At 70.5% G+C, this 20,937-nt stretch carries 20 protein-coding genes and 1 pseudogene; 14 read left to right on the top strand and 7 right to left on the bottom strand.

The annotated features are described in order from the left end of the window. Position 1: 1 nt before the first annotated feature. Positions 2-595 (bottom strand): NAD(P)H-dependent oxidoreductase, encoded by a 594-nt coding sequence (locus tag HL658_RS22325; RefSeq protein WP_180283061.1) that lies wholly within the window; start codon positions 593-595, stop codon positions 2-4. 53 nt (positions 596-648) lie between these two features. Here HL658_RS22325 and HL658_RS22320 point away from each other — a divergent pair, with 53 nt between their 5' ends. Beyond that, positions 649-1,053: a hypothetical protein gene (locus HL658_RS22320; RefSeq protein ID WP_180283062.1), complete on the top strand. Its 405-nt coding sequence runs from the start codon at positions 649-651 to the stop codon at positions 1,051-1,053. A 7-nt stretch (positions 1,054-1,060) separates the two neighbouring features. On the opposite strand, the gene HL658_RS22315 is transcribed toward HL658_RS22320, so the two are convergent. Then, a complete protein-coding gene (locus HL658_RS22315) occupies positions 1,061-1,321 on the bottom strand; it encodes a hypothetical protein (protein ID WP_180283063.1) in 261 nt (86 codons plus the stop codon). A gap of 213 nt (positions 1,322-1,534) precedes the next feature. Here HL658_RS22315 and HL658_RS22310 point away from each other — a divergent pair, with 213 nt between their 5' ends. Beyond that, on the top strand, positions 1,535-2,407 hold the full coding sequence (locus tag HL658_RS22310) for a peptidoglycan-binding domain-containing protein (protein ID WP_180283064.1): 873 nt from the start codon (positions 1,535-1,537) through the stop codon (positions 2,405-2,407). A 252-nt stretch (positions 2,408-2,659) separates the two neighbouring features. Here HL658_RS22310 and HL658_RS37285 read toward each other — a convergent pair. Beyond that, positions 2,660-2,713 (bottom strand): annotated as a pseudogene (locus HL658_RS37285) (hypothetical protein); the annotation flags it as partial. Between the two features lie 232 nt (positions 2,714-2,945). On the opposite strand from HL658_RS37285, the gene HL658_RS22300 reads away from it, so the two are divergent. The 3 genes from HL658_RS22300 (at position 2,946) to HL658_RS22290 (ending at position 5,631) form a co-directional block, all read left to right on the top strand. Continuing rightward, on the top strand, positions 2,946-4,220 hold the full coding sequence (locus HL658_RS22300) for a glycosyltransferase family 4 protein (RefSeq protein ID WP_180283065.1): 1,275 nt from the start codon (positions 2,946-2,948) through the stop codon (positions 4,218-4,220). 167 nt (positions 4,221-4,387) lie between these two features. Beyond that, positions 4,388-5,110 (top strand): hypothetical protein, encoded by a 723-nt coding sequence (locus HL658_RS22295; protein ID WP_180283066.1) that lies wholly within the window; start codon positions 4,388-4,390, stop codon positions 5,108-5,110. Continuing rightward, positions 5,107-5,631, top strand: a complete 525-nt coding sequence (locus HL658_RS22290; RefSeq protein WP_180283067.1) for a PIN domain-containing protein — start codon at positions 5,107-5,109, stop codon at positions 5,629-5,631. The genes HL658_RS22295 and HL658_RS22290 overlap by 4 nt, the downstream gene beginning before the upstream one ends. A gap of 42 nt (positions 5,632-5,673) precedes the next feature. On the opposite strand, the gene purD is transcribed toward HL658_RS22290, so the two are convergent. Then, a complete protein-coding gene (gene purD, locus HL658_RS22285; RefSeq protein ID WP_180283068.1) occupies positions 5,674-6,960 on the bottom strand; it encodes a phosphoribosylamine--glycine ligase in 1,287 nt (428 codons plus the stop codon). Positions 6,961-7,018: 58 nt separating this feature from the next. Between purD and xseA the strand changes: the two genes are divergently transcribed. Next, positions 7,019-8,626: an exodeoxyribonuclease VII large subunit gene (xseA, locus tag HL658_RS22280; protein WP_246337783.1), complete on the top strand. Its 1,608-nt coding sequence runs from the start codon at positions 7,019-7,021 to the stop codon at positions 8,624-8,626. Positions 8,627-8,635: 9 nt separating this feature from the next. Here xseA and HL658_RS22275 read toward each other — a convergent pair whose 3' ends face one another. Together HL658_RS22275 and pyrC are read right to left on the bottom strand one after the other, a co-directional pair. Further along, positions 8,636-9,826, bottom strand: coding sequence for a DUF3095 family protein (locus HL658_RS22275; protein WP_343055275.1), 1,191 nt, complete (start codon positions 9,824-9,826; stop codon positions 8,636-8,638). Beyond that, positions 9,805-10,857 carry a dihydroorotase gene (gene pyrC / locus HL658_RS22270; RefSeq protein ID WP_180283070.1) on the bottom strand — a complete coding sequence of 351 codons (1,053 nt, stop codon included), beginning with the start codon at positions 10,855-10,857 and terminating at the stop codon, positions 9,805-9,807. The genes HL658_RS22275 and pyrC overlap by 22 nt, the downstream gene beginning before the upstream one ends. A gap of 156 nt (positions 10,858-11,013) precedes the next feature. On the opposite strand from pyrC, the gene hisS reads away from it, so the two are divergent. Next, positions 11,014-12,375 carry a histidine--tRNA ligase gene (gene hisS, locus HL658_RS22265; protein WP_180283071.1) on the top strand — a complete coding sequence of 454 codons (1,362 nt, stop codon included), beginning with the start codon at positions 11,014-11,016 and terminating at the stop codon, positions 12,373-12,375. Positions 12,376-12,397: 22 nt separating this feature from the next. Here the strand turns inward: hisS and HL658_RS22260 are convergent, their stop codons facing one another. Next, positions 12,398-12,838 (bottom strand): nucleoside deaminase, encoded by a 441-nt coding sequence (locus HL658_RS22260; protein ID WP_180283241.1) that lies wholly within the window; start codon positions 12,836-12,838, stop codon positions 12,398-12,400. Between the two features lie 133 nt (positions 12,839-12,971). Between HL658_RS22260 and HL658_RS22255 the strand changes: the two genes are divergently transcribed. The 7 genes from HL658_RS22255 (at position 12,972) to HL658_RS22225 (ending at position 20,917) form a co-directional block, all read left to right on the top strand. Then, on the top strand, positions 12,972-13,181 hold the full coding sequence (locus tag HL658_RS22255) for a dodecin (RefSeq protein WP_180283072.1): 210 nt from the start codon (positions 12,972-12,974) through the stop codon (positions 13,179-13,181). A gap of 79 nt (positions 13,182-13,260) precedes the next feature. Then, positions 13,261-14,595, top strand: a complete 1,335-nt coding sequence (locus HL658_RS22250) for a pseudouridine synthase (RefSeq protein ID WP_180283073.1) — start codon at positions 13,261-13,263, stop codon at positions 14,593-14,595. After that, on the top strand, positions 14,576-15,130 hold the full coding sequence (gene rsmD, locus HL658_RS22245; protein ID WP_180283074.1) for a 16S rRNA (guanine(966)-N(2))-methyltransferase RsmD: 555 nt from the start codon (positions 14,576-14,578) through the stop codon (positions 15,128-15,130). Before HL658_RS22250 ends, rsmD begins: the two co-directional genes overlap by 20 nt. Positions 15,131-15,242: 112 nt before the next feature. Next, positions 15,243-16,649 carry a dihydrolipoyl dehydrogenase gene (gene lpdA / locus HL658_RS22240; protein WP_180283075.1) on the top strand — a complete coding sequence of 469 codons (1,407 nt, stop codon included), beginning with the start codon at positions 15,243-15,245 and terminating at the stop codon, positions 16,647-16,649. 122 nt (positions 16,650-16,771) lie between these two features. Then, on the top strand, positions 16,772-18,628 hold the full coding sequence (locus tag HL658_RS22235; protein WP_180283076.1) for an extracellular solute-binding protein: 1,857 nt from the start codon (positions 16,772-16,774) through the stop codon (positions 18,626-18,628). 40 nt (positions 18,629-18,668) lie between these two features. Further along, complete coding sequence (locus HL658_RS22230; protein WP_180283077.1) at positions 18,669-19,787, top strand: microcin C ABC transporter permease YejB; 1,119 nt, start codon at positions 18,669-18,671, stop codon at positions 19,785-19,787. Continuing rightward, on the top strand, positions 19,787-20,917 hold the full coding sequence (locus HL658_RS22225; RefSeq protein WP_246337781.1) for an ABC transporter permease: 1,131 nt from the start codon (positions 19,787-19,789) through the stop codon (positions 20,915-20,917). The genes HL658_RS22230 and HL658_RS22225 overlap by 1 nt, the downstream gene beginning before the upstream one ends. Positions 20,918-20,937: the final 20 nt, after the last annotated feature.

Here is a 20,937-nt window from a genome sequence, read left to right as displayed (position 1 = left end):
CCTACCCCAGCCGCCGCATGTCCGCCGCCGCCGCCGCGAGAAAGCGGGCGCGGGTGTCCGGTGTGGAGCGGTCCATGTCGTAGAGGGCGCGCCAGTGGAAGCGCGCCTTGGGGGCGCAAGCGCCGACCACGCCCACGCGCAGGATCCGCCGCGACGGGTGCCGCAGCCCCAGCGCGTTGATCCACCAGGGCGAGCCGAAGCTGGTCAGGACCGCCACGTGCCGCAGGTTGGTCAGCAGCGGCCGGATGGTGCCGCCGGCCGGGTCGTGCCGGAAGGCGACGCCGGGGGCCCACACGCGATCGAAATAGCCCTTCATGATCGCCGGCATGTCGAACCACCAGTGCGGGTAGACCAGCACCAGGGCGTCCGCCCAGCGCAGCCGCTCCACCAGCGGGGCGACGGCCGTCGTGTCGTAGTCCGGCCGGTGGTAGGCGGCGCGTTCGGCGGCGGTCAGGGCTGGCTCGAAGCCCTGGGCGTAGAGGTCGGTCTCCGCCACCTCGTGACCGGCGTCGCGCAGGGTGTCGGCGGCGGTGCGGTGCACGGCGGCGGCGAAGCTGTCGGGCAGCGGGTGGGCGAGGATGGTCTGCACGCGCATGGGCGGTGTCCGGGATCTCCGCAGCGGGCGTTCGGTGTGCTACAAGACCGGCCATGCCGCAAGCCCGCCCGCCGCAACCCACCCGTTTCGCCATTCAGAAGGCGCGCGGCAAGGGCTGGTCGACGCTGGAGGTGGGGGAGGAGCTGGCCCAGACCGAGGCGCGCTTCGACCTGATGGTGAAGGTCAACCCGCGCGCCTATTTCCGTCTGATCCAGCTCGATTACAACCCCGACTCCGGCTACGACGGGATGGAGTTCAACTGGACGCTCATCCACCTGTACGATCCGTCCAAGGGCGGCACCCGCAAATCGGGCCGCGGACGGACCGCGGCGGCGCGACCGCCCAAGGCGCCGGGTGCCAAGGACCGCACGCGGGCGCCGGTGCGCTTCTATCTGGCCGTGGTGCTGATCGGGCTGCTGGCCGGGGCGCTGGTCTATATGCGCTGGGGGTTGGGATGACGCCCGGTCACTCCGCCTCGTAGCCCTTGCGGCGCATGCACTGGGCGAAGACGGTCTTGCGGTACTGGAATTGCGGCGTCTCGGGCAGCGGGTTCACCGGGTAGCCGCGCAGCCGCATGAGCGTGTCGACCTGATCGTCGCATTCGTCATAGGCGGCGGTGGCGGTGCCTTCGCCGGTGGCCGTCCATTCGCGGTGGGTGGGGGTGCTGCCACAGCCGGCCAGCGCCAGACATCCCAGAATGATGGTCGCGCGGCACCAGACGCCCATGGCCTTCCCCTCCTTCCGCAGAGTCCCCGACGGTAGGCCCCGGTTGGTGACCCAAGCGTTAATTGGGGCCTTCACCACCGCAAGGGCGTGGCGCAAAGGCCGCATGCCGGCACCACGGGCGGCCTACGCGGAAATTCCACCTGGATTTCCGCCGCAATCTGCTACCTACATCGGTCTTACACCCTTGGCGTGGTGCGGGCGAGAGGTCGGTTCATGGGCGTGGTTTCCGGGTTTCGGCGCGGGCGGCTGGCGCTGGCGCTGCTGGGCGGTCTGGCGGCGGCGATCGCCGCCGGAGGTGCCGTGGCGCAGGATCCGTCGGCCGCCGACATCCAGTGGGCGCAGACGGTCCTGAAGGAAAAGGGTTTCGACACCGGCGGCCGGGCCAACGGCCAGATGACGCCGGGCACCCGCCAGGCGCTCAGCGCCTACCAGCGGTCGGTCGGCCTGCCGGCCACCGGGCAGCTCGATAGCGCCACCGTGGCGAAGATGATGGGCGACCGCAAGGCCTCCTCCACCGTCGGCAACCTCGCCGCACCGAAACCGGGCGGCTCCGGCACGCGGGAGGCGCAGCGCGACGTCACCCCGCGCGCCGCCCCCACCCAGCGCATCGAGGGCGCCGGCACCGACGCCGAGGTCGCGTACAACCCGGTGGTGCGCGGCCCCGGCTCCCCCTCGGCCGCCAGCCCCGCCCCCAGCCACGGCGGATCGCGCGCGCCATCCCAAGCGGAGGCCCCGGCCCCGCAGGCCGTCCCGCGCGCCGCGGTCAGCGCCGCCGATCCCGCGGGCCACGAGGTGGCGACCACCGCCGCCGCCAAGGATGAGGCCACCGGCTGGCGCCCGCCGAAATGGGCGGCCTATGGGGTGATCGGGGTGATCGTGGCGACGCTCGGCTATCTGCTGGCCGGCTGGTGGCGCAGCGGCCGGACGGCCGCCGTTCCGGCTACGGCTCCCGGCGGGGCTCCGGGCGGGGGCGAGCGCGGCATCCCCAGCTTCGACGGCCGGCGCGAACCGACCTTCGGCCGCCGCGAGGAACTGACCGCCGGCCCCCTGCCCCCGCTGACCGCCGAACGCCGCGCCCGGCGCTGAACGACCGTCTTGTACCATCGCGCGTAGGTTCTGACTTACGCGCGATGGTAAGGGCCGCGACCGCTGCCCCGCGGGCTCATGCCCGCGAAGGCAAGCGGCCGGATGGCCGCGCCCGCCGTGTGAGGGCGAGCATAAAGCCACCTGCGCCATCGGGCACATGGCGTTGGCGCAGCCGCCGGGGTTGCAGGCGGGGGCCGGGGCGGGCTGCGCCTTGCCGACGCGCGGGGCCATGATGGCCTTGGACAGTTCCGGCTTGCCGCAGGACGGGCAGGGCTGGGTGGGCAGGCGGGCGGTGCAGTCCGCCATGTTCTCGAACCACTGGTCGAACTCGTGGCCGCAGGTGCAGCGCAGGGCGTAGAGGATCATCGGCCGGAAACCGCCATGCTGTGGATGGTCCGCCCTGTATAGAACGGCGCGAAGGGTCGTGCACGGATCTGGATCAAAGCGGGGACAGGGCGCTGCACGCGGGTATCGCCGGTTGAACCGCACCGGCCTGGTCCTGTAGCGTCCACCTTCGGATTACTCCGATGGTGGACGCATGGTGGACGCGGCATCCACGCTTCTGCGCGAACGGACGCGGGCCGGGACCGGCCTGCCGGCCGGCGGGCCGCGGCTGCGCGTGGCGGTGCATGATTACGGCGGCTACGCCTTTCCGGTGCAGCTCAGCCGCTGGCTGGCGGCGCAGGGCCACGCGGTGCTGCACCTCTATTCCGGGGATGTGGAGGCGCCGCGCGGCCGGCTCGACCGGCATCCGGACGACCCCGCCAGCTTCGCCGTGGAGGCCGTGTCCACCGGCCGCCCCCTGACCAAATACGACCTCGCCCGCCGCTGGTGGCAGGAGACGCGCTTCGGCGCCCGGCTGGCGGAGCGGGTGCTCGCCTTCGCGCCCGACGTGGTGCTCTCCGCCAACACCCCGCCGGCCGTGCAGCAGCGGCTGCTGAAGGCCCTGTCACGGGTGGGGGTGCCTCTGGTCTGCTGGGTGCAGGACATCTTCTCCATCGGTGCTGCGGAGATCCTGAAGGGCAAGCCCGCCCTGCTGCGCGTGCCGGCCCTGGGGTTCCTGGAGCGGGTGGAGTACGGCACGCTGCGCGCTGCCGCCGGTCTGGTGGTGATCTCCCCCGATTTCCTGACCACGCTCGCCGAACGCGGTGTGCGCCACCCGCGCGGCACGGTGATCGAGAACTGGGCGCCGCTCGGCGAGATCCGCCCTCTGCCCAAGGACAACGGCTGGGCGCGGGCGCAGGGGCTGGCCGACCGGTTCGTCTTCCTGTGCTCCGGCACGCTGGGCATGAAGCACGACCCCGGCCAGCTCCTGCGCCTGGCCCACGCCTTCCGCGACGACCCGGCGGTGCGGGTAGTGGCGGTGAGCCAGGGGCTTGGCCGCCGCTTCCTGGAGGAGGCGAAGGCGCGCGACGGCCTGGACAACCTCGTGCTGCTGGATTTCCAGCCCTTCGGCATGCTGCCGGAGGTGCTGGCGACCGCCGACGTCTCCGTCGTGCTGCTGGAGGAGTATGCCGGCGCCCTGTCGGTGCCGTCGAAGGTCTACAGCCACGCCTGCGCCGAACGCCCGATCCTGGCCGCCATCCCCGCCGCCAACCTCGCCCGCAGGATCGTGGAGCGGGAGGGGCTGGGGCTGGCCGTCGATCCCGGCGACCGCGACGGCTTCCTCGCCGCCGCCCGCCGCCTGCGCCGGGACGCCGACCTCCGCACCGCCTGCGCCGCCGCCCAATCCCGCTTCGCCGCCCACGCCTGCGACATCGCCCGCATCGGCCCGAATTTCCTGGAGGTGCTGCACGCGGCGCGGAGCGGGTGACGCTGGGTCGGCGCGGTTGTGTCGTCGTTTGAAATCCGAGCGGTTCGGCGGAACTTGCTTTCCGTTTCCTGCAACGCCGGCGCAATCCGGGACACATCGCGCGCATTGGTCGCTTTGACTTTGTCCGACGTTGTCCGCATGTTTAGGGACGATGTGGGAGAGGATCCGTGAAGACGGAACTGCGGTTCGTGATCGATGCGCTCAACCCGGAGACTCTGTCTCTCGGGCGCCTCGTTGCGTATCTGGGGGAGCTCAGCAGGCTGCTGGGTGACGATCCCGGCCTTCACTTCGACCGCATCGATCACGGCAGCGCTGTTCTGGTTGCTTGGGCCGATGAACCAGCTCGGCCAAGGATTGATGATCGGCTGACGCGCGTCAGGCTTGGCAGTGGCCCGCTGGAAGCCGCGAAAGCACTGACCAAGCTCAACGAACTTCTCCGTGACGACAACGCTATCGGTGTCCTTCAGGTTGGCGGGGCCGAGATCATCCCGTTCCCTGGACGCACCGCGCGCAGGATCGAATGCATCGGACCGGTTCAACAGCCGACAATGATCGAGGGGCAACTGATCCGCATCGGGGGCAAGGACAGAACCGTCCACTTCCATTTGGCCGACCATGACCGCACCTGGAGCGGTGAAACCACCCGCCAGCTCGCCAAAGCGATGGGGCAGCACCTGTTCGGGCAGACGCTTCGGGTGACGGGGGTCGGGACTTGGAGGCGAGACATCGGCGAGCAATGGGTATTGAGCCGGTTCCAGGCCAGTGGCTTCGAGGTGCTGGACGACGCTCCGCTCGCCGAAGCCCTGGCGAAGTTGAAGGCCTCGATGCCCGAACGCGGCGGTCTGGTCGAGCAATGCCGGGACTTGCGGGGGGGCGACGACACCGAATGATCGCCGTCGACACCAACGTCCTCCTGTACCTGATCAAGCCAGATACTGTTCCCCCTCAGGACGCCCCCACGGGGAAGCCGGTTGAGCGCTGTCAGGAGCGTGTCGAGTTCCTGATTTCGACCTTGTCGAAAACGCGCACGAAGCTCGTTCTGCCAACACCTGCCATCACCGAGATGTTGGTAAGCACCGGAGAGTCCGCGACAGCCGTTTTAGAAGTTCTGCGGACCATGAGCGTCTTCCGGATCGCGGATTTTGACCAACGGGCTGCCCTGGAATGCAGCTTGTTGATGTCCCAGCATTGGGCAGGGCGCCTGAAGCAGTTGAAATCAGACGTCGGCAGGCACCGAATCAAGTTTGACCTAATGATCGTCGCCATCGCCCGCGTTGCCGGGGCCCGCGAGATTCTATCGGACGACAAGAGCGTCAAGGACGTAGCAGCCATCACCGGCATGCCGGCGCGGGGGATCGCCGATCTCCCGCTGCCGCCTGAGCCCGACCAATCGTCGTTCCAGGGCCTCTGAGGCTCTCGGAAGGACAGTCAGACGTCAATCCGAGACTCGCCCCTACCGCCCGACCGCGCGCCAACCGATGTCGCGGCGGCAGAAGCCGTCCGGCCAGTCGAGCGCGTCCACGGCGGTGTAGGCGCGGGCCTGCGCCTCCCGCACCGTGGGGGCGAGCGCCGTCACGCCCAGCACGCGGCCGCCGGTGGCGAGCACGCGGCCGTCGTCGGCGCGCTTGGTGCCGGCGTGGAAGACGGTCACGCCCTCCACCGCCCCGGCGGCGTCCAGCCCACGGATCTCGGTGCCCTTCGCGTAATCGCCGGGGTAGCCGCGGGCGGCCATGACGACGCAGAGCGCGGTCTCGTCGTACCAGCGCAGGTCGATGCTGCCGAGCACCCCATCGGCGGCGGCCACCAGGGCGGCCAGCGCGTCGGACTTCAGCCGCATCATCAGGGTCTGGCATTCCGGGTCGCCGAAGCGGACGTTGAACTCCAGCGTCTTCGGCACCTTGCCGGTTGGCGTGTCGATGATCATCAGCCCGGCGAAGAGCACGCCCTTGAAGGGCCGCCCCTCCGCCGCCATGCCGCGCACCGTGGGCTCGACGATCTCGCGCATCACGCGGGCCTGGAGCTCGGGCGTCAGCGCCGGGGCGGGGGAATAGGCGCCCATGCCGCCGGTGTTGGGGCCGGTGTCGCCGTCGCCGACCGCCTTGTGGTCCTGCGCCGAGACCAGCGGAAGGGCCGTCGTGCCGTCGCACAGGGCGAAGAAGCTGACCTCCTCCCCGTCCAGGAACTCCTCGATCACCACCTCGGCCCCGGCGGCGCCGAAGCGGCCGTCCACCAGCGCCTCGTCCACGGCGGCCAGGGCCTCCTCCACCGTGCGGGCGACGGTCACGCCCTTGCCGGCGGCCAGCCCGTCGGCCTTGACCACGATGGGGGCGCCCGTGTCGCGCACATAGGCGCGCGCGGCTTCCACCTCGGTGAAGCGGCGGTATTCGGCGGTGGGGATGGCGTATTTCGCCAGCAGATCCTTCATGAAGCCCTTGGAGCCTTCCAGCGCCGCGGCGGCCGCACTCGGCCCGAAGGCCTTCACCCCCATCGCGTCGAGCCGGTCCACCAGCCCCAGCACCAGCGGCCCCTCCGGCCCGACCACCACGAAATCGACGGCATTGTCGCGGACGAAGGCGAGCAGCCCCTCCACATCCTCCGCCCCGATCGGCACGCAGGTGGCGACATCGGCGATGCCGGCGTTGCCGGGCGCGCACCAGAGCGTGTCGCAGAGCGGCGACGCGGAGATGGCCCAGCACAGCGCGTGCTCGCGCCCACCCGACCCGACGACGAGGACTTTCATGGCTGCCGGCCTTCGACCCTATCTTGACGATGCCCACGCCTTGTATCATGCCCCCGCCATGACTCAAGACCTAGACGCCACCACACCCGCCCCGGCCCCCGCCGCCGCCCAGCGCCGCCCCGGATCGAACCTGCCGGAATATTCGGTGGGCGACCTTGCCCGCGCGCTGAAGCGTACGATCGAGGACGCGTACGGCCTGGTGCGCGTGCGCGGCGAGATTTCGCAGCCGAAGAAGCACAGCTCCGGCCACTGCTACCTGCGGCTCAAGGACGAGACCGCGGTGATCGAGGCGGTCGTCTGGCGCGGCAGCATGGCCAAGCTGGCGGTGAAGCCGGAGGAGGGGCTGGAGGTCATCGTCCAGGGCCGGCTGACCACCTACCCCGGCCGCTCCCAGTACCAGCTCGTCATCGAGTCGATGGAGCTGGCGGGCGAAGGCGCGCTGCTCAAGATGCTGGAGGAGCGCAAGCGCAAGCTGGCGGCGGAGGGGCTGTTCGACAGCGGCCGAAAGCGCCCCATCCCCTTCCTGCCGGACGTCATCGGCGTCATCACCTCGCCCACCGGCGCCGTCATCCGCGACATCCTGCACCGGCTGGCCGAGCGTTTCCCGCGCCGCGTGCTGCTGTGGCCGGTGGCCGTGCAGGGTGACAACGCCGCGGCGCAGGTGGCCGCCGCCATCGAGGGCTTCAACCGGCTGGCCCCCGGCGGGGCGGTGCCGCGGCCGGACCTGCTGATCGTGGCGCGCGGCGGCGGCTCGTTGGAGGATCTGATGCCCTTCAACGAGGAGATCGTGGTGCGGGCGGCGGCGAACAGCCGCATCCCGCTGATCTCCGCGGTCGGGCACGAGACGGACACCACCCTGATCGACCACGCCGCCGATCTGCGGGCACCCACCCCGACCGCGGCCGCCGAGAAGGCGGTGCCGGTGCGCGCCGAGCTGCTGGCCCAGGTGATGGACTGCGGCCGCCGCCTGCTGAACGGCGCCCACCGCGGGCTGGAGGACCGGCGCGCCCGCCTGGAAGGGCTGGCCCGCGGCCTCGGCGACCCGCGGGCGCTGCTGGAGGCGCACGCGCAGCGGCTGGACGACCGGGCGGAGCGGCTGGGGCTGGCGGCGACCTCCTTCCTGGAGCGCCGCCGCACCCGCGTGGGCGAGTTGGGCGCCCGCATCCGCCACCCGCGGGAGAAGCTGGCCGACGCCGCGGCCCGGCTGACGCTCGCCGCCCGCACGCTGGACGGCGCGCTGCGCCAGTCGGTGACGGTGGCGCGCGGCCGGCACGATCGGGTGGCGGCCCGGCTGTCGCTGCGCCCGGTGGTGATCCGCATCGCCGAGGGCGGGCGGCGGCTGGAGGATCTGCGGCCGCGACTCGACCGCGGCCTGTCCAAGCTGACCGACGACCGCGCCGCCCGGCTCCAGGCGCTCGGCCAATTGCTGGAGAGCTATTCCTACGAGGGCGTGCTGAAGCGCGGCTACGCGCTGGTGCGGGGGGAGGATGGCCAGCCGCTGACCCGCGCCGCCGAGGCCACCCCCGGCCGCGCCGTGTCGCTGGTCTTCCACGACGGCGAAGCCGCGGCCACGGTGGACGGTGGCGAGCCCAAGCCGGCGGCGCGGCGCGCGAAGGACGAGAAGCCGGCGCCGAAACGCGTGCCGGTGCAGGGATCGCTGTTCTGAGGCACCGCCTCACCCGACCTTGCCGAACCGCTCCTTGAGCATCACCGACGCCCGCCACAGGCCGATGCCCGCACCGTCCACGAAATGAACGTGGCGGTCGGCGGCGAGGTCGCCGACGAGGCAGGTGATGGTGGTGGCGTCCGCCCGCGCCATGCCGTAGCGGATGGCGCCCTCGGCGACGCGACGTTCCAGAAGCGCCTCGATGGCCGTCGCCTCGGCTTCGGTGACGTCGAGCACGAAGCGGGTGCCGCCCGCGGCCTTGCGGTAGTCGGAACGCTCGGCCAGGACGCGGCGGTAAACGCTGGGGTCGAAGGTGCCGAGCCGGCTGCCAAGGGTGTCCAGGGTCACCAGCGCCAGCGACTTGCCCAGAGCCGACAGGAGCTTCCATACCCGCCGCCCCTTCGGCACCGTGCGCGCCTCCGCCCGCAGGGAGCGCAGCGACGGCGGCCAGCGCGGGGCCAGCCGCTCGCCGCGGCCGAGCGGGGCGGCGTCCATGGTCGGCACGACGGCCTCGATCTCCGCCTGCAACCCCATCAGCGTGGCGACGCCGGCCGTCCCGCGGGCCACCGGATCGACGATGACGCAGAGGATGGTGCCGCGGCTGGCCGGCACCGGGTGCCAGCGGCAGGACAGCGTCTCCAACCCCGGCAGCGGTCCCGGCCGCGGCGTCACCTGGCGGGCCGGCTGCTCCTTGATCCAGCGTTCGGCGACCGCCACGCCGGAGCCGAGGAACAGCCCGAAACTGTTGCCGTTGCCGACATCCTGGAGGGCCACGCGCACATCCAGGCCGCTGGCGTTCAACTCGTCCACCCCCACGACGCCGGCCAGCATGGGCACGCCCATCTCCACAGTGGACCAGTGGACCAGCGCGGACAGCGCCGCCTCCACGTCCGCGCGCCCGCCCGGCGGCACCGCGGCGATGGCGCCGTCGCCGCCGAACTGGACGCAAGGGTCTTCCATCCCCAGGGTCCGCAGCACCTCCGACAGAACCGCCACCGCGGCACCGGCGACGAAGTTGACGTCGCGGTCGCGCCCGGTGGTGGCGAGCCCGGTGGAGCCGATCACGTCGGCCGAGGCGATCGACCAGCCGGGCCCCAGCTCGGCGTAATGGCCGGGGTCGGTGGCCTCCGCGGCGAAGTCGCGGATGACCGGCAGGGGTGCGGGCGCCCCCACGGGGCTCAGGCCGCCCCGGCGAAGCACCAGCCGAGCGGCTCGCCGCTGCGGAAGGGCAGCACGCCGTCACCCTCGGGCAGCAGCACCACGTCGGGCACCACCTCCGTCCGACGCTCCAGCGCCACCACGTCGTCGGCCACCGGCAGGCCGTAGAAGCGCGGGCCGTTCAGGCTGGCGAAGGCTTCCAGCGCGTCGAGCCGGCCCATCGCCTCGAACGCCTCGGCGTAGAGTTCGAGCGCGGTGGGGGCGGTGAAGATGCCGGCGCAACCGCAGGCGCATTCCTTTGACGCCACCGTGTGCGGGGCCGTGTCGGTGCCCAGGAAGAACGGCCCTTCGCCCGAGGTCGCGGCCTCCAGCAGCGCCTGCCGGTGATGCTCGCGCTTGGCGATGGGCAGGCAGTAGAGGTGCGGGCGGATGCCGCCCTGGAACAGGTGGGTGCGGTTGATCAGCAGATGGTGCGCGGTGATGGTGGCACCGACCCGGCCGGTGGCGGCGTGGGCGCGCACGAAATCCACCGCCTCCTTCGTGGTGGCGTGCTCCAGCACCACCTTCAGGCCGGGGTGGCGCTCCAGCAGCGGGGCCAGCACGCGGTCGAGGAAGACGGCCTCGCGGTCGAACACGTCGACCTCGGCGTCGGTCACCTCGCCGTGGATCAGCAGCGGCATGCCGGCCTCGGCCATCGCGTCGAGCACGCCGGCCACCTTGCCCAGGTCGGTCACGCCGTGGGCGCTGTTGGTGGTGGCGTGGGCCGGGTAGAGCTTGACCGCGGTCAGCACACCGTCGCGGTGGCCGGCCACGATGTCGGCGGCGTCCGTGGTGTCGGTCAGGTAAGCGGTCATCAGCGGCGTGAAGGACAGGCCGGACGGCAGCGCCGCCAGGATGCGCTCGCGGTAGGCCACGGCGTCCGCGCTGGTGACCACCGGCGGGCGCAGGTTCGGCATGACGATGGCGCGGCCGAACTGGCGGGCGGTGAAGGGCAGCACCGCGCGCAGCATGGCGCCGTCGCGGAAATGCACATGCCAGTCGTCGGGCCGGCGCAGGATCAGGCGGTCGGTCATCGCGGGCTCCGTCGCGCGAGGTGGGGACTTGGCGGCGAGTTCTAGCGGCAACAGCTGACGGCGTCGAGGTGGCACGGCCGGTGGGGCGTGACGGGCCGGCGGAAATCCGCTAGAAGACCCGCCTTCCCTTCGCAAGTCCGACCGGCAGGCCACCCGATGAGCCCGATCACCCCCCGCACCCCGCCCGGAACCATGGAACTGCTGCCGCGCCGGCAGGTGGCGTTCCAGCGGATGCTCGACACCATCCGCCGCGGCTACGAGCGCTTCGGCTTCATGCCGGTGGAGACGCCGGTGTTCGAGCTGTCCGACGTTCTGCTGACCAAGAGCGGGGGCGAGACGGAGAAGCAGGTCTATTTCGTGCAGTCCACCGGCGCCATGCAGCAGGGCCACAAGCCCGAGATGGCGCTGCGCTTCGACCTGACGGTGCCGCTGGCCCGCTATGTGGCGGAGCATGAGCGCGACCTCGCCTTCCCCTTCCGCCGCTACCAGATCCAGCGCGTCTACCGCGGCGAGCGGGCGCAGCGCGGGCGCTTCCGCGAGTTCTACCAGTGCGACATCGACGTGATCGGCAAGGACACGCTGCCGCTCCAGTACGACGCCGAGATCCCGGCGGTCATCCACCACGTGTTCAGCGAGCTGGGCTTCGGCGGCTTCACGATCAACGTCAACAACCGCAAGATCCTGCTGGGGCTGCTCGACGGGCTGGGCATTCCGGAGCCGGAACGGCGCGTGCTGGTGCTGCGCGAGATCGACAAGCTGGACAAGCTCGACCGCGACAAGGTGCGCGCCAACCTGACCGGGGAGGCGCTGGCCGTGCCGGGCGAGGCGGCCGACCGCATCCTCGATCTGATCGCGGAACGATCCGACAACGACGGCACGCTGGCCCGGCTGGCCGGCATGGGCATCGACAGCCCGCTGTTCCTCCAGGGCGTGGACGAGCTGACCCAGGTGATCCGCGGCCTGCGCGCCTTCGGCGTGCCGGACGGTGCGGTGCGCATCAACCTCGCCATCGCGCGCGGGCTCGATTACTACACCGGAACGGTCTACGAGACCTTCCTGAACGATCACCCCGGCATCGGCAGCGTGTGCTCCGGCGGGCGCTACGAGAATCTCGCCAGCCACTACACCAAATCCACCCTGCCCGGCGTCGGCATCTCCATCGGCGCCACCCGGCTGTTCTACCAGCTCATGGAGGCCGGGCTGATCCAGGATGGCGGGGCCGTGGCCGATGTCCTGGTCACCCAGCTCGATCCCGCCCTGTCGATGGACTATTTCCGTATCGCAACGGATTTGCGGGCGGCCGGGCTGAACACCGAGATCCAGTTCGAAGGCGGAAAGATCGCCAAACAGCTGAAATACGCCGACCGCGCCGGCATCCCCCTCGCCGTGCTGATGGGGACCGACGAGAAGGCCCGCGGCAGCGCCACCGTGAAGCATCTTCTGCGCGGCGAACAGATGGAGGTGCCTCTGGGTGAGCTGGGCGCGCGCATCCGGGAACTGCTGGGGCGGGCCGGTTGACACGCACGGCCGGCGGGGCGGATCACCCGTGCCGCCGGCCCTGGAAGAACCCGCGCAGCAGCGCCGCGGCCCGCGTCTCGTCGATGCCGCCATAAACATCGGGCGCGTGGTGGCAGGTGGGTTGGGCGAAGAAGCGGGGACCGTGGTCCACCGCCCCGCCCTTGGGGTCGTAGGCGCCGAAATAGACCCGGCGCAGGCGGGCGAAGCTGATGGCGGCGGCGCACAGCGCGCAGGGCTCCAGCGTCACGTAGAGATCGCAATCGGGAAGCCGCGGCTCGGCCCTGGCGGCGCAGGCGGCGCGGATCGCCAGCACCTCGGCGTGGGCGGTGGGGTCGGCGAGATCCTCGGTGCGGTTGCCGGCGCGGGCCAGGATGCGGCCGGTGGCCGCCTCCACCACCACAGCGCCCACCGGCACCTCACCGCGGGACGCGGCGGCCTCGGCCTCCTCGAAGGCGGCCTGCATGGGGGACGGGGGCGTCGGCATGGGGCGGACCCTGCCCCGGCGCGCGGACCCGCGTCAAGGCGTCGGTTGCGGGCGGGACGGGACGGGTCCAAGCTGGTGGTAGGACCACCGGCGAAGGAAGGAAACGCCCGCCATGGAAAACCACGTCTACAAGAAGATCGAGATCGTCGGCACCTCCGACACCGGCATCGAGGACGCCATCAGCCATGGCGTCGAGCGCGCCGCGGCCACGCTGCACAATCTCGACTGGTTCGAGGTGTCGGAGATCCGCGGTGCCGTGCGCGGCGGCAAGGTGGCGCAGTATCAGGTGGTGATGAAGGTGGGCTTCCGACTGGAGGACTGACTGGCAACCACAGGGCCGGCAACCACAGGCCCGCGGCGGCTGTTGCGGGGCGTGCGGCTTGGCCCTATGGTCGCACGCCATGAGCGACAGCCCCATCGACACCGATTCCGTGCCCGATTCCGCCCCCGAGGCCACTCCGGAGGCTGGCGAGCGCATCGCCAAGCGGCTGGCGCGCGCCGGCCTGTGCTCCCGTCGCGACGCCGAGCGCTGGGTGGAGGGGGGCCGCGTCTCCGTCAACGGGCAGGTGCTGGCCAGCCCGGCCTTCGTGGTGCGCCCCGGCGATCTGATCGTCGTCGACGGCAAGCCGCTACCGGAGCCGGAGCCGGCGCGGCTCTGGCGCTACCACAAGCCGGCCGGCCTCGTCACCACGGCGCGCGACGAGAAGGGCCGCACCACCGTGTTCGACCGGCTGCCGCCGGACCTGCCGCGCGTCGTCTCGGTCGGCCGGCTCGACCTGACCACCGAGGGGCTGCTGCTGCTGACCAACGACGGGGAGCTGGCCCGTTACCTGGAGCTGCCGACCACCGGCTGGACGCGCCGATACCGTGTGCGCGTGCACGGCACGGTGGACGAGCCGCGGCTGGCCGCCCTGATGAAGGGGCCGACCATCGACGGCGTGAAGTACGGCCCCATCGAGGCGACGCTCGACCGCGTGACCGGCAGCAACGCCTGGCTGTCGGTCAGCCTGAAGGAAGGCAAGAACCGCGAGATCCGCAAGGTGATGGAGGCGATGGACCTGCAGGTCACCCGCCTCATCCGCGTCGCCTACGGCCCCTTCCAGCTCGGCAAGCTGGAGGAGGGCGCGGTGGAGGAGGTTCCCAAGCGCGTCGTCCGCGACCAGATGGCCCGCTTCTTCGGTGGCGGGGACGAGGCGCCGAAGCCCGCCGGCGGCACCGCCACCGCCAAGCAAAAGCCGCCGCAGCGCCCGCGCGCGGCGCCCAAGCCGGCGGACGGCCCTCGCGGCGGCGGGCCGAAGCCCGGTGGCTCCAGGAGCGACGGACCTCGGAGCGACAGGCCTCGGAGCGACGGACCTCGGAGCGATGGACCCCGGAGCGACAGGCCTCGGAGCGACGGACCTCGGAGCGATGGACCCCGGAGCGACGGACCTCGGAGCGATGGACCCCGGAGCGATGGACCCCGGAGCGACAGGCCTCGGAGCGACGGACCCCGGAGCGACGGGCCGAGAGCGGCTGGGCCTCGGAGCGACGGGCCGAGGGCGGCCGGGCCGAAACCGGCCGGCTCCAAGCCGTCTGGGCCCAAGCGGTCTGACGCCAAGGCGGCCGCCCCCAAGCCGGCCGGTTCCAAGCCGCGCGGGCCGAAGCCGGCCGAGGCCGCCCCCGCCGGGCGCGGCCGGCCGGAGGGGCGCCCAGCGCGGCCCGCATCGGAGAGGAAGGGTGCGGATCGTCGGCGGTAGGCACCGCGGCCGGCGCCTGACCGCCCCTGCCGGCATGGACGTGCGCCCGACCACCGACCGCACGCGCGAGTCGCTGTTCAACATCCTGGCCCACGCCGGCTGGGTGGGGATCGAGGGCGCTGTCGTGCTCGACGCCTTCTGCGGCACCGGGGCGCTGGGGCTGGAGGCGCTGTCGCGCGGGGCGGAGCGCGCCACCTTCCTGGACAGCGCCGGCCCCTCGCTCGCCGCCGCCCGCGCCAACATCGCGGCACTGGGGGAGGACGGGCGCTCGTTGGTGCTGCGCGGCGACGCCACCCGCCCGCCCAAGGCCCCGACGGCCCACAGCCTTGCTTTCCTCGACCCGCCCTACGGCTGCGATCTGGGGCCGCGGGCGCTGGCGGCTCTGGCGGCCGGCGGCTGGCTGGCGCCGGGGGCACTGGCGGTGGTGGAGGAGGCGGCCTCTGCGACTTTCACCCTGCCCGATGGGTTCACGACCCTGGACGAGCGCCGCTACGGCGACACGGTCCTGCGTTTCGCAACCCTGGGCGGCGCGTGAGGAGACGAAGTGTCCCGTTGCCGTTTGGCGGGCGGGGCGGCATAAATCGGCGTCTTCCCCGATGGACGGGACGGCGGGTCCTCAACGAGAAGAATGGCGGAAGGAAAGCCTCATGGCTGAAAATACGTTCGACGTCGTGGTCATCGGCGGCGGTCCCGGCGGTTACGTCTGCGCGATCCGGGCGGCCCAGCTCGGCTTCAAGGTGGCCTGCGTGGAGAAGCGCGGGACGCTGGGCGGCACCTGCCTCAACGTCGGCTGCATCCCGTCCAAGGCCCTGCTGTCCGCCTCGGAGAAGTTCGAGGAGGCCGGCCACGGCCTCGCCAAGATGGGCGTGAAGGTCGGCGGGGTCGAGCTCGACCTGCCGGCGATGATGGCCTTCAAGGACGACGTGGTGAAGTCCAACGTCAACGGCGTGGAGTTCCTGTTCAAGAAGAACAAGATCACCTGGCTGAAGGGTCACGGCCGCATCACCGCCCCCGGCACGGTCGAAGTGGCCGGCGAGACGACCGAGACCGTCACCGCGTCCAAGGCCATCGTGATCGCCACCGGCTCCGACGTGACGCCGCTGCCCGGCCTGACCATCGACGAGACGACCATCGTGTCCTCCACCGGCGCCCTGACCCTGGCCGAGGTGCCGAAGCGCCTGGCCGTCATCGGCGGCGGCGTGATCGGGCTGGAGCTGGGCTCGGTCTGGGGCCGTCTCGGCGCCGAGGTCACGGTGGTGGAGTTCCTGGACAAGATCCTGCCGACCATGGACGGCGAGATCTCCAAGCAGATGCAGCGCATCCTTGGCAAGCAGGGCATGACCTTCAAGCTCGGCACCAAGGTCACCGGGGCGGTACCCGGCGACAGCGGCGTCAAGCTCACGCTGGAACCCGCCAAGGGCGGTGCGGCGGAAGAGCTGGAGGCGGACGTGGTGCTGGTCGCCATCGGCCGCCGCCCCTACACCGACAGCCTGGGGCTGGACGAGGTGGGCGTGGAGCGCGACAACCGCGGCCGCGTGAAGGTCGACCATCACTTCCAGACCAACGTCCCCGGCATCTACGCCATCGGCGACGTGATCGAAGGCCCGATGCTGGCCCACAAGGCCGAGGACGAGGGCGTGGTGCTGGCCGAGCAGCTCGCCGGTCAGGCGAGCCACGTCAACCACGACGTCATCCCCGGCGTGGTCTACACGTGGCCCGAGGTGGCCTCCGTCGGCAAGACCGAGGAGGAGCTGAAGGCCGCGGGCGTCGCCTACAAGGCCGGCAAGTTCCCCTTCACCGCCAACGGCCGGGCGCGGGCCATCAACATGACCGACGGCTTCGTGAAGGTCCTGGCCGACGCCAGGACCGACAAGGTGCTCGGCGTGCACATGGTCGGCCCCAACGTCGGCGAGCTGGTGTCGGAGCTGTGCGTCGCCATGGAGTTCGGCGCGTCCGCCGAGGACATCGCCCGCACCTGCCACGCCCACCCGACCCTGGCGGAGGTCACCAAGGAAGCCGCCCTGGCGGTGGACGGGCGCGCGCTGCACATGTGAGGAAAAATCCCCTCTCCCGCACCGGGAGAGGGGTTTCCCGGCACCCAAAGCCCGTCTACGCCTTGATTGTGCCATACCCCGGACCCCACCTTAACCCCGGCGTTCGGGAACGGGGAGTGGTCATGGTGGCGCGGCGGATTCTCGGGGCGGTGACGTGTGCGGTCACGGTGGCGGCGATGCTGGCGCTGGGGAGCGCGGGTGCGGCGCCGGCGCAGGAGGCGATGCACGCCATCTCCCAGCATGGCACGCCGAAATACGGGCCGGGCTTCACCCATTTCGACTACGCCAACCCCGACGCCCCCAAGGGGGGCGAGATCCGGCTGTCGGCCTTCGGCAGCTTCGACAGCCTGAACCCCTTCATCCTGCGCGGGCAGGTGGCGGTCGGGGCCGGGCTGGTGTTCGAAACGCTGACCACCGGCTCCGGCGACGAGGTGACGACCGAATACGGCGAACTGGCGGAGACCATCACGCTGGCTCCCGACCGGAGCTGGGTGGAGTACGCGCTGCGCCCGCAGGCGCGCTTCCACGACGGCCGGCCGGTGACGGCCGAAGACGTGATCTGGAGCTTCGAGACGCTGAAGGAAAAGGGCCACCCCCACTACCGGACTTACTACGCCGACGTTGTTAAGGCGGAAAAGACCGGGGACCGCAAGGTTCGTTTCACCTTCCGCGACACCGGCAACAGCGAGCTTCCGGTGATCATGGGGCAGTTGCCGGTGCTGCCGCGCCATGTGTTCGAGACGCGCGACTTCGCCGCGACCACACTGGACCCCATCGTCGGCAGCGGTCCTTACCGGATCGAATCGGTCCAGCCCGGCCGCGGCATCACCTACCGCCGGGTCGAGGACTGGTGGGCGAAGGATCTGCCGCTCAACAAGGGCCGCTACAACTTCGACCGCATCCGGTACGATTACTACCGCGACCTGGACGTGGCGTTCGAAGCGTTCAAGGCCGGTGGCTACGACTTCCGCAGCGAGCATTCGTCCAAGAACTGGGCGACCGGCTACGACATCCCCGCCGTGCGCGACGGTCAGATCGTGAAGGAGGAGATCCGCCACGAGGACCCGCGCGGCATGCAGGCCTTTGTCTTCAACATCCGCCGGCCGCTCTTCCAGGACCGCCGGGTGCGCGAAGCGCTGAATCAGCTTTTCGATTACGAGTGGACGCGGGCCAACCTGTCCTATGGCCTGTACCGGCGCACCAAGAGCTACTTCGCCAACTCCGAACTGGCGGCAACCGGAACGCCGGGCGAGGCCGAGCTGAAGATCCTGGAGCCCTACCGTGGCAAGGTGCCGGAGGAGGTGTTCACCAAGGCCTTCGAGCCTCCGGTCACCGATGGCACCGGCAACATCCGGCCGCAGCTCCGCACCGCGCTGGGGCTGTTCAAACAGGCGGGGTGGGAGCTGAAGGATGGAAAGCTGGTCAATGTGAAGACCGGCGAGCCCATGCGCTTCGAAATCCTGATGGTGCAGGCGGATCTGGAGCGCATCGTCCAGCCCTTCGTCCGCAATCTGGAACGCGCCGGCATCCAGGCCGCCATCCGCGTGGTGGACAGCGCGCAGTACCAGAATCGCACGGACAATTTCGATTACGATATGATCATCGCCAGCTTCGCCCAATCGTTGTCGCCAGGGAACGAGCAGCGTGACTACTGGAATTCCGCCCGCGCCGACCAGCCGGGCAGCCGCAACCTGATCGGCATCAAGGACCCGGTGGTGGACGAGTTGATCGAGAAGCTGATCCAGGCCCCCGACCGCGACAGCCTGATCGCCCACACCCGGGCGCTCGACCGCGTGCTGCTGTGGAACTGGTACGTGATCCCGCACTGGCACGACAACGTCTACCGCGTCGCCTATTGGAACCGCTTCTCCCACCCGGCGGTTGCCCCCAAGCACGGGCTGGCGGTGATCGACACCTGGTGGGTCGATCCGGCCAAGGCCGCGCGCACGCCCTCGACAGCGCCGCAGACCGCGAACTAGAGTTCCAACGGCACACCGAACCGGAGGTCCGGCCCACACGATGCTGGCCTACATCATCCGCCGACTCCTGCTGATCATCCCGACCCTGTTCGGGATCATGGTCATCAACTTCCTGATCGTGCAGATCGCCCCCGGCGGGCCGATCGAGCAGGTCGTTGCGCGACTGCAAGGAACCGCCGTGGAGGCCACCGCCCGCATTGGCGGCACCGGCGCGGGGGAGGCTGGTCCCGGTGCCGGCGGCCCGCAGGGGGGTGCCGGCGGCAGCGAGGTGACCAGCCGCTACCGCGGCGCCCAGGGCCTGGATCCGGAGTTCATCAAGCAGCTCGAGCGTGAATTCGGTTTCGACAAGCCGCTGCACGAGCGCTTCATCCACATGATGTCGAACTATCTGGTGTTCGATTTCGGCAACAGCTACTTCCGCGACCAGCGCGTCGTCGATCTGGTGATCGACAAGATGCCGGTGTCGATCTCGCTCGGCATCTGGACGACGCTGATCGTCTATCTCGTCTCCATCCCGCTCGGCATCGCCAAGGCGACGCGCGACGGGCAGCCCTTCGATGTCTGGACATCCGGCGTGGTCATCGTCGGCTACGCCATCCCCAGCTTCCTGTTCGCGGTGCTGTTGATCGTGGTGTTCGCCGGCGGCCGCTATCTCGACTGGTTTCCATTGCGCGGGCTGACCTCCGACAACTGGTCGAGCCTGTCCTGGCGGCAGCAGATCCTCGATTATTTCTGGCACATCACACTGCCGGTGTTCGCCATGGTGATCGGCGGATTCGCCAGCCTGACCATGCTGACCAAGAACTCCTTCCTGGAGGAGATCAACAAGCAGTATGTGGTGACCGCGCGCGCCAAGGGACTGACCGAGCGCCGGGTCCTCTATGGCCACATCTTCCGCAACGCCATGCTGATCGTCATCGCCGGCTTCCCCGGCGCCTTCATCGGGGTGCTGTTCACCGGCGCCCTGCTGATCGAAGTGATCTTCTCGCTGGACGGGCTGGGGTTGCTGGGGTTCGAGGCGGCGATCAACCGCGATTACCCGGTGATGTTCGGCACACTGTATTTCTTCACGCTGCTCGGGCTGCTGATGAACCTGCTGGGCGATCTGATGTATGTGGTCACCGACCCGCGCATCGATTTCGAGGCGCGGAGCGTGTGATGGCGGCGACCACGGGGGAGGACCGGTTCCTTAGCATGCGGATCACGCCGCTGACGCGGCGGCGGCTGACCAATTTCCGCGCCAACCGGCGCGGCTTCTGGTCGCTGTGGCTATTCCTGATCCTGTTCTTCGTGACGCTGTTCGCGGAGTTCATCGCCAACGACCGGCCGCTGGCCGTGCGCTACGAGGAGCAGTGGTACTTCCCGGTCTTCACCAGCTACCCGGAAACCACCTTCGGCGGCGAGTTCGCGACGGAGGCCGACTACCGCGACCCCTATGTGCAGGAGCTGATCGCCGAGAAGGGCTGGGCGGTGTGGCCGCCGATCCGCTACAGCTACCGCACGATCAACTACAACCTTCCGGTCCCCGCCCCCGCCCCGCCGTCGGCCGAGAACTGGCTGGGCACCGACGACCAGGGACGCGATGTGGTGGCGCGGCTGATCTATGGCTTCCGCATCTCGGTGCTGTTCGGGCTGACGCTGACCATCCTGTCCTCCATCGTCGGCATCGCGGCGGGGGCGGTCCAGGGATACTTCGGCGGTCTGACCGACTTGCTGTTCCAGCGCTTCATCGAGATCTGGTCGGGGCTGCCGACCCTGTTCCTGCTGATCATCCTGTCCAGCGTGGTCACGCCCAACTTCTGGTGGCTGTTGGGCCTGCTGCTGCTGTTCTCGTGGATGGCGCTGGTGGGGGTGGTGCGGGCGGAGTTCCTGCGCGCCCGCAACTTCGACTATGTGCGCGCGGCCAAGGCGCTGGGGGCCGGCGACCTGGAGATCATGTGGCGGCACGTGCTGCCCAACGCCACGGTCGCCACCCTGACCTTCCTGCCCTTCATCCTGAACGGTTCCATCACCACCCTGACGGCACTGGACTTCCTGGGCTTCGGCCTGCCGCCGGGGTCGCCCAGCCTGGGCGAGCTGCTGGCGCAGGGAAAGGCGAACCTGCAGGCGCCGTGGCTGGGCCTGACCGCCTTCTTCGTGCTGGCGATCATGCTGAGCCTGCTGATCTTCATCGGCGAGGCGGTGCGCGACGCCTTCGACCCGCGCAAGACGCTGTCCCAGCTCGCCACCGGGCCTGCGGCGCAACCCGCCCCGGCACCGGTCAAGAGCGACGCGAAAGCGGCGGAGTAGCACAACGCCGCCTTGCCAAG

Origin of the sequence: Azospirillum oleiclasticum (assembly GCF_013423485.1) — a bacterium.
Taxonomy (GTDB): Bacteria; Pseudomonadota; Alphaproteobacteria; order Azospirillales; family Azospirillaceae; genus Azospirillum; species Azospirillum oleiclasticum.
The sequence above is the reverse complement of the archived record's forward strand: the minus strand, read 5'-3'. Positions and strand labels throughout refer to the sequence as shown.

Bases quoted from the DNA above. Each gene is read 5' to 3' on its own strand.
- HL658_RS22230 (WP_180283077.1), top strand. From the start codon at position 18,669: ATGCTGGCCTACATCATCCGCCGACTCCTGCTGATCATCCCGACCCTG.
- HL658_RS22320 (WP_180283062.1), top strand. From the start codon at position 649: ATGCCGCAAGCCCGCCCGCCGCAACCCACCCGTTTCGCCATTCAGAAG.
- HL658_RS22255 (WP_180283072.1), top strand. From the start codon at position 12,972: ATGGAAAACCACGTCTACAAGAAGATCGAGATCGTCGGCACCTCCGAC.
- hisS (WP_180283071.1), top strand. From the start codon at position 11,014: ATGAGCCCGATCACCCCCCGCACCCCGCCCGGAACCATGGAACTGCTG.
- HL658_RS22310 (WP_180283064.1), top strand. From the start codon at position 1,535: ATGGGCGTGGTTTCCGGGTTTCGGCGCGGGCGGCTGGCGCTGGCGCTG.
- lpdA (WP_180283075.1), top strand. From the start codon at position 15,243: ATGGCTGAAAATACGTTCGACGTCGTGGTCATCGGCGGCGGTCCCGGC.
- purD (WP_180283068.1), bottom strand. From the start codon at position 6,960: ATGAAAGTCCTCGTCGTCGGGTCGGGTGGGCGCGAGCACGCGCTGTGC.
- HL658_RS22250 (WP_180283073.1), top strand. From the start codon at position 13,261: ATGAGCGACAGCCCCATCGACACCGATTCCGTGCCCGATTCCGCCCCC.
- HL658_RS22325 (WP_180283061.1), bottom strand. From the start codon at position 595: ATGCGCGTGCAGACCATCCTCGCCCACCCGCTGCCCGACAGCTTCGCC.
- HL658_RS22225 (WP_246337781.1), top strand. From the start codon at position 19,787: ATGGCGGCGACCACGGGGGAGGACCGGTTCCTTAGCATGCGGATCACG.
- HL658_RS22315 (WP_180283063.1), bottom strand. From the start codon at position 1,321: ATGGGCGTCTGGTGCCGCGCGACCATCATTCTGGGATGTCTGGCGCTG.
- HL658_RS22260 (WP_180283241.1), bottom strand. From the start codon at position 12,838: ATGCAGGCCGCCTTCGAGGAGGCCGAGGCCGCCGCGTCCCGCGGTGAG.
- xseA (WP_246337783.1), top strand. From the start codon at position 7,019: ATGACTCAAGACCTAGACGCCACCACACCCGCCCCGGCCCCCGCCGCC.
- HL658_RS22235 (WP_180283076.1), top strand. From the start codon at position 16,772: ATGGTGGCGCGGCGGATTCTCGGGGCGGTGACGTGTGCGGTCACGGTG.
- HL658_RS22300 (WP_180283065.1), top strand. From the start codon at position 2,946: ATGGTGGACGCGGCATCCACGCTTCTGCGCGAACGGACGCGGGCCGGG.
- pyrC (WP_180283070.1), bottom strand. From the start codon at position 10,857: ATGACCGACCGCCTGATCCTGCGCCGGCCCGACGACTGGCATGTGCAT.
- HL658_RS22290 (WP_180283067.1), top strand. From the start codon at position 5,107: ATGATCGCCGTCGACACCAACGTCCTCCTGTACCTGATCAAGCCAGAT.